Here is a 13,846-nt window from a genome sequence, read left to right on the forward strand (position 1 = left end):
CTCGGTCATTGGGGGTTCGCATCCAGGGGAACGGTGTAGTCGGCGCTATCGAGGCCGCGGTAAATTCTGACCTGCGCGGTGGTGGGCAGCAATTCCTCGCTGGGCGCCGCCTCGAGCGCGACATTCCGGGATTCGCCTACCATCTGCCGCAGCCGGTTCTCAAATTCAGCGAGGCGAGAGCGCAGAGCCTCTTCGCCCTGGCCGGTCGCGGAGCTCGCCTCGCGGATCGCCGCCTCGAGTTCGGCAAGCCTGCTGCGCAGCGTCTCCTCGCCCTCACCCGTGGCCTTGGCCGTCATCTGCACGGTGTTCTCGAGCGCCGCGAGCCTCTGGAGCAGCGTTCCCTCGAGACCTTTCACCTTCTGGTCGAGCGCGGCCTGAGCTTCTGCCTGAGCATCGAAGGCAGCCTGGTAGACGGAGGGGTTGGAGACGAGCTCCTGCTCCACGATACGCTGCGGCGGCGCCTGATCGAGCGAGCCTGCGGCGCGGAGCGTCAGCGTGAGGGCGCCGGTTGACTGCGCCAGGGACACCTTCTGTGCATCGGTGGGTGTCAGTTCCAGCGTGGCGACGCGGGCGACCTGTGGATCGGACTTCTTTTCGTCGGCCACCTGATCGATGGCGAGAACCCGCACGTTCTGAAGCAGGATGTCGATCGTGGCATCGCCCTCCTCGCGGGTGTAGAGCACGTCCACCCTGTCTCCCGGCAGGACGAAGCCTGCGACGCCGGAATAGTCGTTCACGCGCACGGTGACGGCGCGCATTCCCTCATTCACGAGGGCCGAGAGACTGGCGCGGGCGCCGGGGCCGGAAATCTTCCAGGCGAGAACGGGCTCGTTGGGGCCAATGGGCGAGAGCACCACGCGGCGGCCTTCCTTGTTGATGTCCGCGACCTTTGCGAAGGCGCCTTGCGGCACGGAATCCTTGGGCCAGGGAATTTCCCGCAGCAACTCGGGGTTCAACGGCTCGCCGAATTTCAGGTCCTGCGTGGCGACAACGATGGTGGACGTTTCCACCTTCGCCGGCTGCGGCGTTACGGCAACCACAGCCGCCCTCTGCTGCTGCACATCGAGCCAAATCTTGGCGATGAAAACGGCAATGCCCCCGAAGACGAGGGCAATCAGGAGCGTTACCAAGGTGCCGCGGCGTATTGCTATCACGAGTTCCGATCCTGAATTCTATCGTTTAAGGCACTGCGGCCTGCCGCTGCTATGCGGCAGGCCACAATGGCGCATTTACGGTGTGGCCGGCGGAGGAGTACAGGCAACACCACCAGCGGAACCCAGCGTGCTGCAGAGCGCGCTCCAGGTGCCGCTCGCCCACGTTCCGACCGACACAAGAATTCCAATACCAACGGCAAGGATGACACCCAGCAGCGCTGTATATTCGATAAAGGAGGCCCCGCTTTCGTCCTTATGAAGAGCGAGGAAGAAAGACACAATCGTTTTCATGGCTACAATCCCTGTCTGTTTCCAGTTACTAACACGGGAACTTCGCGCTCCCGGGAGACCCCCTCCCTATCTACAGGGGCTTGTTCCGCCACCTGAATGCTTCGGGTTTCTACCTAGCGATTAACTTAGCATTAGGTAGTTCCACTGTCCAACTGGCACACCCTAGTATTGCCTCCGAACTGCGGTTCAATCGAAGTAAACACAATGTCAAAAAGAGGGCGCTGTTTCACAATCGACTACAACTACCCTTCAGGTCGGCCTGCAACTCAATTTCCTGGGCAAGATAAAGACATCTTTCGGCTATGGTAAATCCGTCCCAATACTTCAACTTTGTCGAAGAATTCTGAGGCATTCGCGCAATTTTTAGTAATGTTTTCTTTCCGTCAGCAGAGGGCGCAAATCGGCCAAAAAAGTGGCGAGAATACCACAGGCGGCTTTCCGTAACGGCAAGCACACCTGAGTCGCTTGGGATTCTGCTTTTGCCACGTGTAAACGATTACTGTGTCAGTAGAAGGTAACGGCGCGCTCGGGCGCGACAGGTTCAGGAGGCAAGATGCTGCATCTGACGCAGTGGGTCATTCCCTTCGGCTTCGCATTCCTGGTGGTCCATGGTGCGCTGAGCGATCTTACGCGCTTCCGCATCCCCAACTGGGTGTCCTACGCGCTGGTGCTGCTCTTCGGGGTTCACGCATTTTTGGGCTGGCTCGACACCCCCTACCTCCCCAGCCTGGAGTTGCGGCTTCCCCCCCTCGTCTTCAACTTCAGCACTGCGCTGATCGTCTTCGTGGTCTCCGCCGTCTTCTGGAAGCTCCGCTACATCGGCGGCGGCGACGTGAAATACCTCACTGCCACATCGCTGTGGATGGGACCGGCTGCGGCCCTCCCCTTCATCATTCTGCTCACGGGGCTGGCCATCGGCTTCGTGCTAGTCCTCAAGCTGCTCGGCACCTGGGGCTTTCTGGTGCAAGGCGCGCGCCTGCCGATGTTCGCCAAGCAACTCTTCGCCAAGCTGCAGGTGAATGAACTCCCATATGGCTTTCCCATCGGGATGGCAGCACTCATCATGATCCCCAAGATCTTCGGCTTCTAGCAAAGCAGGTCTTCACCTTGGATACGCTGACGACTGATCGAAACAACGACCGAACCACGGATCACGCGCGAATTGTCCTCGGCTGTCTGGTGGCACTCTATAGCGCCCTGGGGACCATCGCCATTCGCGAAACGGTCCTCCGGGAGCCCGACCTCTGGTGGCACATCAAGACCGGTGAGTGGATGTGGGAACATGGAGCCTTCCCTACCACCGACCCGTTTTCCTTCACCTTCGCCGACCAGCCATGGATCGCCAAGGAGTGGCTCTCGCAGGTCATCTACTTCGCGGTTCACAGCCTTGCCGGGTGGAACGGCGTGATGGTGCTCGCCGCCGCATCCGTCGCGCTGGCAGCAGCAGCACTCTACAAGTTTCTTTCAGAAGACTTGCGGCCAATCCTTGCGGGGTGCGTGACACTGGTTGCCCTGCTGCTCGCCAGCCCTGCTATGAGCGCAAGGCCTCACCTGCTGACAATGGTGCTGGTGGTCATCTGGACGCACCAACTTTTTGCAGCATCGCAGCGGCGGGAGGCGCCCGCCTTCGGCTGGCTCCTGTTGCTTCTCCTGTGGGCCAACCTGCACGCCGCCTTCACTTTTGGCTTCGTCATCGCCCTCTTCGCCTTCCTCGACTTCTTGGAGCGGACGCGACTTACACGTCGAGAAATGCTCCTCAGATGGGTCGCCTTCTTGGCGTTGTGCCCGACAGTGACACTCCTCAATCCCTATTCATATCAGGCCATTCTCATCACTTGGAGCGTCGTTGGACCAAATGAGGCGGTTCCGCTGATCGGCGAATGGCAACCCTTCAACGCGCAGTCACTCATGGTGCATGAGTTCGCGTTGCTGGGGCTGGTCTTTATGTCCCTCGTGTCCGGATTTCGCCTGGGTATCGCGCGCGCGCTCTTCATCGCGGTGATGCTGCACCTGTTTCTGACCCACTTGCGATACGCCTACATCATGTTTCCAACCCTACCGATCGTCGTCGCGCCTGCAATTGCGGCGCAGTTTCCGCGGCTCTCGGCGGCCCACTGGCGGGCGCAACCGCGTGACAGACTCGAGCACATGGCGAGCTGGCACTTCAAGTCGATCATCGCGGGCCTGGCGGCGCTGCTCGCGGTGATGGCCGCTCTACAGGCCTTCGTTCTCCCGACCGCACCGCCTGAGTCAATTGCGGCCACCACCGCCTTAGCCTACGTGAAATCGAAGAAGGTGTCCGGCAACGTGATGAATGCCTATAATTACGGCGGCGCCTTGATCTACAACGGCATTCCGACTTTTATCGACGGCCGCGCGGACCAGTTGTTCCTCGGGGGGTTCACCAAACAGTTTGCATACGGCCCCGACAACGAAGCGGACATGATAGAAGCCCTGCGGAAATACAATATCCGTTGGACGCTCCTGTACCCAGACGATCCCCGGACTGCATTGCTCGACAAACTGCCTGGGTGGAAACGTGCCTTCGAGGACAAGTTCACGGTTATTCATCGCCGCGTGGAAGATCTGACGCAATGAATGACGCGTGGGCGGACGGCTCTTCCCGCGTTCTACCGCCGAGAGGACAGTTCCTTGTTTCGGCTTGCGCACATTGACCTGCGGCTCATTCTCCGCTACTGCGCAGCCGGCGCACTCAACACCGTTATTGGCTTCGGCGTCATCGTTATAGCAATGGCCGGTCTTGCTATGGCGCCCGCAGCGGCAAACGTCGTGGGCTTCCTTATCGGCTACGTGACAGGCTATATGCTGCACCGGAATTTCACATTCCGCAGCAAGGTTGGCCACGGAAAGGGACTGGCGGCCTTTATGGGCGTGACGATTACCGGATATGCCGCCAACATGACCATCTTGTTGAGCCTGATTGCGCTTGGCGTAAACGACTATGTGGCACAAGCGTTGGCGGTTATCACTTACGTGATGCTCACCTTCCTAATGAGCAAGCGATATGTGTTCGGCGGGGATGTCTGATCAGTGCTCTTGATCAATCCGAATGGAGCACACGCCGGTTAGGCATGTCGTCGGCCGACCGATGCCGAGTTTCGCTAAGGGAGAGAAGAATGCGAGGAGTAAGCGAGAGCAGCCCGACACCGAGCTATAAGCACGCCGACACGCGACCGACAATCGCAATCATCGTGCCCGTCTACAATGAAGAACATTCCATTGCTGCCTTCATCCACGCCGTGGAGCTTGTCCTGAGGAGCAGCACCGAGAATTACGCCATACTATTTGTCGATGACGGCAGTCAGGACGGAACTATCGCAGAAATCAGGAAACTAGAGGCGCAGGGAACACCCGTGAGCGTTCTTAGGCTGAGCCGCAATTTCGGGAAGGAAGCGGCGCTCACGGCGGGCCTGGACGCCGCGGATGCCGAGGCAGTGATCATCATGGATGTCGATCTGCAGGACCCGCCACATCTTATCCCGGAATTCGTGCGGCAGTGGAAACGCGGCTATCATGTCGTGTACGGCGCACGCCGCTCCCGGAAAGGCGATGGACTTTTCAAGCGCTTGACAGCGTTCTTGTTCTACAGCGTCTTCAATGCATTCTCGGCCACAAGCATACCCGTCGATGCCGGTGACTTCCGCTTGATGGACCGGCACGTTGTCGAGGCGGTGAGAAGGCTTCCGGAGCGTGAGCGCTTCATGAAGGGATTGTTTGCCTGGGTGGGGTTTCGCCATATTGGCATCCCGTATGATCGCGAACAACGTGCTCGCGGCAAGTCCACATGGAGTTACTGGCGGCTTTTCCGGTTTGCGATGGATGGGCTCACGAGCTTCAGTTCTCTACCGTTGACGATATGGACCGCAATCGGCCTGACATTCTCATTCATAGCGGCACTGTGGGGAATTTTTATCCTCGCACGGACGCTCGTCTTCGGGATCGACGTGCCGGGTTACGCGTCAACGCTGGTCGTCATATTGTTCCTCGGAGGCATCCAGCTCCTTGGCCTTGGACTTATCGGAGAGTACCTCAGCCGAGTATACAGAGAGGTGAAACGCCGTCCGATCTATATTATCGACGAGAGTGATTTCAAGCCTCCTCCCGACGAGACGAAGGGCGGGAATGCTGTGACACGTTAATCAGCGGGTTCTAGAATGTCGAACATTCCATCTCGCGCGGTGTCTGCATCGGCGGTGCACTGCAGGAAAATTCTCAGGAGAAAGTATTGGATCTAAAGGAAGAAGCCTTCCTCGGAGTCTCCGCAGATAGGCACTGGTACTACGTTTCCAAGGCGCTGATGATTGAAGCGCATATTGCGGACCGTGCTCGAAGTATTCTCGACGTCGGTGCGGGGTCAGGCTGGTTCAGTCGTCGGCTCCTTAAGCGTGACCTCGCTGATCGGGCTATCTGTGTCGATCCCGGCTATCAGGAAGACAGGGACGAGTTGGTTGAGGGTCGGAGCCTGTTATATCGGAGGGCTTGGGAGCAAAACGATGCCGATCTCGTTCTACTCATGGATGTGCTCGAGCACGTCGATGACGATGTCGCATTGCTATCGGGCTATGTGAAGACAGCTAGACCTGGAACACGCTTTCTGATCACCGTTCCGGCATTTGAGTTTCTGTGGAGCGCCCATGACGAGTATCTCGGTCACCGCAGACGGTACTCACGCTCGCAGGTGCGAGAGCTGGTAAGTTCATCGGGTCTTTCGGAGGTCAGTTCACACTACTACTTCGCCACTATACTGCCGCCTGTCGCGGCAGTCCGCTTGGCTCGCCGATTTGTAAGGCCTGACCGATCTGACATGAAACCCTTGCCAGGGTGGATGAACGCCGCACTTGCTCTGCTTCTCTCTTTCGAGCGCACGTGGATGCGTGCCAACCGCGTGGCCGGTCTCACGGTCGTGTGTCTATGCGAAAAGCGGTTGTGATCGACTACGGGGCCTCCGCTACCTGAGATCGATCGTGACATCGCTGATGCGGCCCTGGAACGGGAAGGGAGACTTGTACTCATCCGAGACGGGGGAGACGGTATCCATGCCGACGTCGAAGGGTTCGACCCCGTAGCGGAATGGCACTGTCTTCTCGACACGGCCCGTGGCGACTTCCCTGCCGTTAATGAGCAGTTTCACATCCGCGGCGGCGTTGGGCGCCGGGCTCACCGGCGTGAACTCCACCGTTATCTTGGATTTACCAGGGGTGAGGGTCTCGGAGGAGCGGATCGCCGTGTGCTCCACGTCGAAGTAGTTGTAGTGGAATGTCGGCTTTCCGTCCTTCACGTAGAGGGACCAGCCGGAGATGATGCCGCCGATGGCAGCAAGCACGCCGTCATTTCCCTCGTCCGTGACATCCACTTCGGCCGTCACACTGAACGGCACGCGGTGGGTGTTGAGGAAGGCACCCTCGCCAATGCCTGTCACGCCAGGACCGTAGCTGAAGGACTTAATTCCCGCCAGGGGGTTGGGCCTGAGGGTCATGTCGAAGCGCGCGGCGAGCCGGTCATCCAAGGGAAGGACATTGTACTTTCTGGCCTCGACCTGGAAGGCCCCCTGCAGCTCCTTCAGCTTCTCTGGATGTTGGGGCGCGAGGTCATCAGCCTGGGTGAAGTCCTTCTCCAGATCGTAGAGCTCCCACTTGTCATCGGCGAAAGCGCCTGTCGTGCCGCCAGTATCCCAAGGCAGGCGACCGTGCCGCGCGGAGGCGATCCAGCCATCCTTGTAGATCGCGCGGTTGCCGAGCATCTCGAAGTACTGAACCGTGCGGCGTGACTTCGCCTTCTCGTCATCGAAGGAATAGAGCATGCTCACGCCTTCGATGGCCTTCTGCGCCACGCCGTTGACCATCTTGGGCTCGGGGATACCTGCAGCCTCCAAGACGGTCGGCGCGATGTCGATCACGTGATGGAACTGCGTGCGCATGCCGTTCTTCGCGGCAATTCCCTTCGGCCAGTGAACGACCAGCCCGTTGCGGGTGCCGCCGAAGTGCGAAGCGATCTGTTTCGCCCACTGGAAGGGCGTGTTCACTGCCCACGCCCAACCTACCGGCACGTGCGGATCTGTCGTGGGGCCGCCAATCTCTTCGAACTTGGCCTTGAGACTCTGCAGTCCGAGCTGCGTGCCATTGACAGCCGCGACTTCGCTGATGGTCCCTTCGAGACCGCCCTCGGCGGAGGCGCCGTTATCACCCACCACGTAGAAGATGATGGTGTTGTCGATCTCTCCCGATTTCTCGAGGGCGGAGATGACGCGCCCCACTTGCTCGTCGGTGTGGTCGAGGTAGCCGGAGTAGTTCTCCATCAGGCGAAGGTAGATCTTCTTCGCATCCTCCGGCTGATCGCCCCAGGCGGGGATCTCCGCTGGCCGGGGCGTGAGCTTCGCAGTCTGAGGGACGATCCCCATAGACTGCTGGCGCGCGAACGTCTCCTCCCGATACCTGTCCCAGCCCTCGTCGAACTTGCCCTTGTACTTCTCGATGTAGGCCTTGGGAGTGTGGTGTGGCGCGTGGACGGCGCCGGTGGAGAAGTAAAGCAGCCAGGGTTTTTTCGGCGCCGTGGCGTTGACCTGATTGAGCCAGCTGATGGCTTCATCAGCGAGATCGTTGGTAAGATGATAGCCTTGTTCCGGTGAGTAGGGCTGGGGCACAGGTGACGTATTGCGGTAGAGCGTCGGATAGAACTGATGGTTCTCGCCGTTCATGAAGCCGTAGAAGTAATCAAATCCCCAAGTCCTGCCGGTGGGCCAGCGGTCGAACGGCCCGGCCGGACTGATCTCGGTGTCAGGGGTATTGTGCCACTTGCCGAAGGCGGCGGTCGTGTAGCCATTCTGACGAAGGATTTCCGGCAGGGCCGCAGTTGTGTTCGGCACGATGCCGGTATAGCCGGGGAATCCAGTGCCCATTTCGATGACAACCCCGGTGCCGACACTGTGGTGATTGCGGCCCGTGAGCAGCGCGGCGCGCGTGGGAGAGCAGAGCGCCGTCGTGTGGAACATGGTGTAGCGCAGACCATCCTCCGCGAGCTTCTCCATGGTGGGCGTGCTGACTGAGCCACCGAAGGCGCTTGCGTGCCCGAAACCCGTGTCGTCGAGGAGGATGATCAAGACATTCGGCGCACCTTCCGGCGCAACGACAGGCATTGGGAAGTCTGGTTCGGAGTCCTTTACTGTCTCGCCCATCACACCCCTAAAGGCTGGCTCTGTGATCGGGAGGACTGTGCGGTCGATCTCCTCGGCAGCTTCAGCGGGAGCGACGGGAAATGTGGCGAGGAGAAGTACGGCCATTGCTTTCAGGGATATCACTCGCGCAATCATATTCCCGCCCTCCTCGTCCGTGAAAATTGAGCGTGTCCGGAAGCAACCCGAAGCCGGTTCGATCGCCAATCGCATGGGGAAGCTGGTCGATGTTGATCAGCGAGATGCGCATCATGCAGACCAGTGCCTCGCAATACGAAAAGCGCCTCCACGGCCTTGCTTCCTTTCTGCTCAAAAATAAACTGAAAATCTAACGTGTTCAGGCACCCCTGCCTTGATCGACATCAACCAACTCCGCTTGATGCCGGTGAACCTGCCCCCGATTTGGCGACGAGTACGACTATCCCGCGAAACGGGGCTGGCGAAAGTTTGACGGCACCAGTAACTCGCCAGTTGCTGTGGCACGTTGCAAATGTGAGGAAGCACCGTTCGCTCCGCTTCAGCTTTGCAGCAGGCGAGGAGGCAAAAGTATAGCTCGCTTGACGAATTTGGATCCCTTGGGCTCACTTGAGGCCGGTGATCCGCAGAGGAGTGAGAGCAATGAGCACGCTGTCCAAACTGGCGCTCGGCATGATGGGGCGCCTCCGGGCCGAGCCAGCCAAGGGCACCGCCACACCGCATACTGCCTTGCCGCCACCGCAAGTGACTGGCGGCATGCCGCTCCTCGATGCCATCTCCGCGCGGCGCTCGGGGAGGGAGTTCAGCGAGCGGCGCCTGTCTTCAGAAGCTTTGTCGAACCTGCTCTGGGCCGCCTGGGGAACGAACCGCCCGGACGGCCATCGCACGGCGCCTTCCGCTCTCAACGCGCAGGAGATCGACCTCTATGTGGCCCTTCCGGAGGGTGCCTACCTCTACGACCACGCGAGCCACGCCTTGAACCTAGTAGCCGGGCAGGATGTCAGACGGGTGACCGGCTATCAGGACTTCGTCGACGAGGCGCCTCTTGACCTCATCTTCGTCGCCAACCATCGCCGCATGGGCATGGTCCCGGCCGAAAACCGGCCGCTCTTTGCCGCCACCTGTGCCGGCGCCATCGCGCAGAACGTCTATCTGTTCGCAGCCAGCGCCGGCCTATCGACCGTGATCCGGGCTTGGATCGATCGCCGTGCCATCGCCGATGCACTCGGCCTCGATCATGACCAGCAGGTCCTCCTCTCACAAACCGTGGGTTATAGGAAGTGAAGACACCGTCTCACCTCAGCTTTCCGTCCTCTAGGGACGGCAAAGTGTTGCCTGCAGGCTAGCCTGAGCATCGCTCCCGCCTAAGTGGTGGTGGTGGGCAATGCTATGTGGTGCTAAGTCTTTCTGGCCGGGGAGCGGCAACGACAGACGCATTACCGCTGCCAGGAAGGGTTCTCGCTAACAACACTCGTTATAGACTCGGTCCGAATGCGATGCCGCTAGGTCTCAGTTGACTCTGTGCGCCCGGAAGTTGCCCTCTCTCAGGAGGTCTTCATGGCTTCGAACGCCAATCCCGTGCCGGACATCAGAAGTCTCGCCGCCGTTATCGCCACAGCGGCGATCATTGGCGTCGGAAACTCCATGCAGCCGCCCCTGATCTCCATTCGGCTCGAGGAGGCGGGCCTTTCCACGGGCTGGAATGGCCTTCTGGCAGCCATGCCGTCGATGGCAATCCTCGCTGTCGGCGCCTGCTTTCCCATCGCCCTCAAGCGACACGGTCCACTGTTCACATTCTATGCCTGCACAGCGCTGGCAATATTGTGCCTGCTGATCTTCCCGTTCACTGATAGCTACTGGATCTGGGCGTTGCTGCGCCTGGTGATGGGCGCCACGCTCGGATTGCAGTGGGTGATAAGTGAGTCCTGGATCAACAGCCTTGCAGCGGGTCCGCGCCACGGCACCATCCTCGGTCTCTATGTTGCCGTGTTCAGCGCAGGGCTTGCCGTCGGTCCATTCCTGTTGAGCCTGATTGGCACAACTGGCTACTTAAGTTTCGTTGTTTGCGCCGGGATCTACGCCGTCTGTGGGCTTCCGCTGCCGCTGGCTCAGAAGATGAAGAAGCTGCCGGATCACCAGAGGCCCCTACCCTTGGGTACCGTGCTTCGCCTGGCACCGGCGGAGAACATCGGCAGCTTTGTCAATGGCGCAACGTGGGGCTCACTTCTGGCCCTCTTTCCACTCTATGCCATGCATCTGGGCCGCGGGTCGGATGACGCACTGAGATTCGTGACCGCGATGTGCGTGGGCAGCCTGATCTCTCAGCCGCTGATCGGCCGTGCAATCGACCGCCTTTCCCCCCGCCGCGTGCTGATGGCGACGGGGATGGTTCAAATCCTGATCTCCCTAGTCTTGGCGACCGCCGTCGTGTCCAACTTAGGGGCATGGCCGCTTCTGCTGGCATGGGGGGCATCCATTGGCGGTATCTACACCGCGAGCCTGACCGGTCTCGGGACCCGCTTTCCGGAAGCTGATCTCCCCGCCGCCAGCACCGCCTTCACCATGGTTTGGGAAGCAGGAGCACTGGCCGGCCCACTGTTCATCGGCGTGGCGATGTTAGGATGGGACCCTCACGGGCTCGCTGTGATTACGGGGCTCTTGGGCGCGGTTCTCTCGCTAGCCTGCCTTCGCCCCGGCAAGGTAACGGCGACGGTGGAGGACATCTCGAACCAGTAATTTTCCATGCCGCCCTCTCGCGTGATGCAGTGAGCCGGTTTAGGAGGGGCGCGTGGTGAGCCTCTGGGGCCAGTGCCGATACTCTACCGGGGCCCGGTTGCGGCCGCATATCAGGCAGGGCTTGGAGGCCACGAAGGCGAGGTGGCCCAAGTCACGGATGCGGCGGGGCACCGAGAGGGCGAGCGCGGCCTTGTCGATGCGCTGCGAACCCTCCCGGGACAGCCCCTCCGCCCCGGTTGCCCATTTCAAGCGCCCCCCAGAACAAGGCGTAGGATCGCGTCCGGCCCGCCTCTAGGCCGGGCATGGATTTCCGCGACAGGTGTGGCCATAATCGTGGGAGGATGAGGACAATTCGATGCGACCGCGTCCGTCGGGGAAGCAGTCACTGCCAAGGCCTCCAAGCGTCGAGGGCGCTGAGATCATGCCCCCTCTTGCAAGAGTTCTCGCAATTTGCGCCGTGGTTTCGATGATGGTGAGCAGCCTCCACTTCCGGCGCGAGAACCCGGTAGATGATCTGGATTGGGCATTTTCCTTCATGGTGCTTGGCGCCACATCCCTGGGTGCCGCACTTATTCTTGCACGCGGCACTGCCGCAATGCCGGCCCTGCCGCTGCCGGCCGTCAATCCACTGAACCTTGGCCGTATACAGTGGTTGCCCGCCGCAGGCGGCGTATTGCTGCTGAGCCTCGTGAGCGAAGTGAACGGCATGGTCTTGCAGGTCGAGGTGTTTAACGCCGTGCCGGCTCACCTGCAGTTTACCTTGTTTGCGTCAGGGCTGGCACTCGTCGCGTGGGGTTTTGGCGGTGGTCTCGACTTGCGCGGCCTGACGCGCCTTCGGGATGCCCTCTGGTCCCTTGAGGGATTGTGCTTGTTCCTCATTCTTCTGCTGGCGTTCTTGCTACGTACATGGCAGCTCGAGACGAGTGTCCGGGGGCTCATCGACGAGACGCATTGGGTGGATGCAATCCAGGCAGTCGAGGATCGACCTGTGCTGAAACTGTTCTCGCAAATGAGCGGTCTCAGCCCCTACTCGTGGCTCTATCCGTACTGGCAGACCCATATCGGCGGCTACTTCGGGCACAACTTCACGGGATTGCGGATCACCAGCGCATTCGCCGGAACGCTGACAGTGGCGGCGCTATGGGGTTTGGCCCGGATCCTGATGGATCGCCAGGCCGCACTCATCGGTGCGCTCGTGCTGGCCACCTTCCCGCCGCATGTTCATTTCAGCAGACTGGCGCTAGCCGGCATCGCCGATCCTGTTTTCGGAACCTTGATGCTACTCTTCATGGCGCTCGCTATCCGGTATAATAACCGCAACGCGTGGGCACTCGCGGGAGTGGCCGTGGGTCTCACCCAGTACTTTTACGATGCCGGGCGCCTGTTCTATCCGGCGCTTGCGGCCGCGTGGTGGCTCATGCTTGCGTTTGCCGAATACTCCGCAGCGCGCATGATGTTCAGGACCCAGCTGCGCGGAGTGCTGATCATGGCCGTGGTTGCATTACTTGCGGCGATGCCCTTCCTGTACACCACAGCCGCCCAGGGAAAAGCCCTGTTCGGACGGATGGGCGAATCGGGATTAGGAGCCGACTACTGGCTCGGACTCCTGGCGGACGGCTTTGGCGGGCCGGAGATTGCGCAGGCAATGCGAAGGCTGAGCCAGCCCTTTCTGTTTTATATTCGTCTTCCCGAGATCGACGGGAACTACTACGGCGGGCAGCAGGGGCTCGTGATCACTTCGCTGGTTGGAGTCTTCCTGCTGGGCGCGTTCTATTTGGTGTTGCGCTGGAGAAACCCCGCCTCGCTATTTGTACTGTGGATCACTGCTGCCGCACTGGCGAACGGCTTGCTAGTACGCGATTCGATGGTTGCGACCCGGCATATCATCGTCCTCCCCGCCCTCGCAATGTCGATCGCGAGTGGGGTTCGTTATATTCTGCCGCTGATCTTCCCTAATTCTGGAACTCGCACAGGCATCTTGCTGCGGGGTGGGCTCACCGCGGGGCTGGCAGCGGCGATTGGGCTGATGCAAGTCAGCTACTACTTCGGGCCCCACCTTCAGCAGTTCAACATTCAGTTCCGTGCCTTTCAGCCCTTCGGCGACGGTGTCGATGCTGCACTGCGTGCAGCGAAACTCCCACCGAACACCCAGACCTATCTCGTCGGAACTCCGAAGCACGAGGTTCATGTTCCGCGTGCTTTCCTCGGCTATCTGCTTCGCAACAATCTACATCCACTGGTGAGCCTGTCCGCTGAAGAAGTGACAGTTGGCTTTCTGCAAAGCCTGCCGGGTGACCGCCCCTACGCGTTCTTCGTCGATATCAATCAACTGCAAATCGTTGACTTGCTGAGGGATCATTTTCCGCAGCTGCAGAATGCGCGCTACACTGAAAGTGACGTCCCTCTAGATGAACAGTATGTACTGTTCTTTGCACCTCAGGTCCGACTGTACGACGGGCCTCTTGATCAATAGGTACCCGTTGCCGCCCGTGCTGTGAGG

The 13,846-nt window shown here is 60.0% G+C and carries 12 protein-coding genes; 8 read left to right on the top strand and 4 right to left on the bottom strand.

All coding sequences use genetic code 11. The features are described from left to right. Positions 1 to 5: 5 nt before the first annotated feature. Together cpaB and ACK4HL_RS03670 are read right to left on the bottom strand one after the other, a co-directional pair. Positions 6 to 1,154, bottom strand: coding sequence for a Flp pilus assembly protein CpaB (gene cpaB, locus ACK4HL_RS03665; RefSeq protein WP_409756683.1), 1,149 nt, complete (start codon positions 1,152 to 1,154; stop codon positions 6 to 8). Positions 1,155 to 1,229: 75 nt separating this feature from the next. Further along, positions 1,230 to 1,445 (bottom strand): Flp family type IVb pilin, encoded by a 216-nt coding sequence (locus ACK4HL_RS03670; protein WP_409756684.1) that lies wholly within the window; start codon positions 1,443 to 1,445, stop codon positions 1,230 to 1,232. A gap of 553 nt (positions 1,446 to 1,998) precedes the next feature. Between ACK4HL_RS03670 and ACK4HL_RS03675 the strand changes: the two genes are divergently transcribed. The 5 genes from ACK4HL_RS03675 to ACK4HL_RS03695 all read left to right on the top strand — a co-directional run bounded on the left by ACK4HL_RS03675 (position 1,999) and on the right by ACK4HL_RS03695 (position 6,396). Beyond that, positions 1,999 to 2,535 carry a prepilin peptidase gene (locus tag ACK4HL_RS03675; protein WP_409756685.1) on the top strand — a complete coding sequence of 179 codons (537 nt, stop codon included), beginning with the start codon at positions 1,999 to 2,001 and terminating at the stop codon, positions 2,533 to 2,535. 17 nt (positions 2,536 to 2,552) lie between these two features. After that, positions 2,553 to 4,043, top strand: coding sequence for a hypothetical protein (locus ACK4HL_RS03680; RefSeq protein WP_409756686.1), 1,491 nt, complete (start codon positions 2,553 to 2,555; stop codon positions 4,041 to 4,043). 54 nt (positions 4,044 to 4,097) lie between these two features. Further along, complete coding sequence (locus ACK4HL_RS03685; RefSeq protein ID WP_409756687.1) at positions 4,098 to 4,493, top strand: GtrA family protein; 396 nt, start codon at positions 4,098 to 4,100, stop codon at positions 4,491 to 4,493. A gap of 164 nt (positions 4,494 to 4,657) precedes the next feature. Next, on the top strand, positions 4,658 to 5,605 hold the full coding sequence (locus ACK4HL_RS03690) for a glycosyltransferase family 2 protein (RefSeq protein ID WP_409756688.1): 948 nt from the start codon (positions 4,658 to 4,660) through the stop codon (positions 5,603 to 5,605). Between the two features lie 86 nt (positions 5,606 to 5,691). Then, positions 5,692 to 6,396 carry a class I SAM-dependent methyltransferase gene (locus ACK4HL_RS03695; RefSeq protein WP_409756689.1) on the top strand — a complete coding sequence of 235 codons (705 nt, stop codon included), beginning with the start codon at positions 5,692 to 5,694 and terminating at the stop codon, positions 6,394 to 6,396. Between the two features lie 18 nt (positions 6,397 to 6,414). Here the strand turns inward: ACK4HL_RS03695 and ACK4HL_RS03700 are convergent, their stop codons facing one another. Continuing rightward, entirely contained in the window at positions 6,415 to 8,847 is a 2,433-nt protein-coding gene (locus ACK4HL_RS03700; RefSeq protein ID WP_409756690.1) for an arylsulfatase, read from the bottom strand. Between the two features lie 405 nt (positions 8,848 to 9,252). Here ACK4HL_RS03700 and ACK4HL_RS03705 point away from each other — a divergent pair, with 405 nt between their 5' ends. Together ACK4HL_RS03705 and ACK4HL_RS03710 are read left to right on the top strand one after the other, a co-directional pair. Continuing rightward, on the top strand, positions 9,253 to 9,894 hold the full coding sequence (locus ACK4HL_RS03705) for a SagB/ThcOx family dehydrogenase (RefSeq protein ID WP_409756691.1): 642 nt from the start codon (positions 9,253 to 9,255) through the stop codon (positions 9,892 to 9,894). A 273-nt stretch (positions 9,895 to 10,167) separates the two neighbouring features. Beyond that, complete coding sequence (locus tag ACK4HL_RS03710) at positions 10,168 to 11,346, top strand: MFS transporter (protein ID WP_409756692.1); 1,179 nt, start codon at positions 10,168 to 10,170, stop codon at positions 11,344 to 11,346. 39 nt (positions 11,347 to 11,385) lie between these two features. On the opposite strand, the gene ACK4HL_RS03715 is transcribed toward ACK4HL_RS03710, so the two are convergent. After that, entirely contained in the window at positions 11,386 to 11,595 is a 210-nt protein-coding gene (locus ACK4HL_RS03715) for a hypothetical protein (protein ID WP_409756693.1), read from the bottom strand. 217 nt (positions 11,596 to 11,812) lie between these two features. Here ACK4HL_RS03715 and ACK4HL_RS03720 point away from each other — a divergent pair, with 217 nt between their 5' ends. Further along, positions 11,813 to 13,819, top strand: coding sequence for a glycosyltransferase family 39 protein (locus ACK4HL_RS03720; protein ID WP_409756749.1), 2,007 nt, complete (start codon positions 11,813 to 11,815; stop codon positions 13,817 to 13,819). Positions 13,820 to 13,846: the final 27 nt, after the last annotated feature.

It is taken from the genome of Aestuariivirga sp., assembly GCF_046294715.1.
Classification (GTDB): Bacteria; Pseudomonadota; Alphaproteobacteria; order Rhizobiales; family Aestuariivirgaceae; genus Aestuariivirga.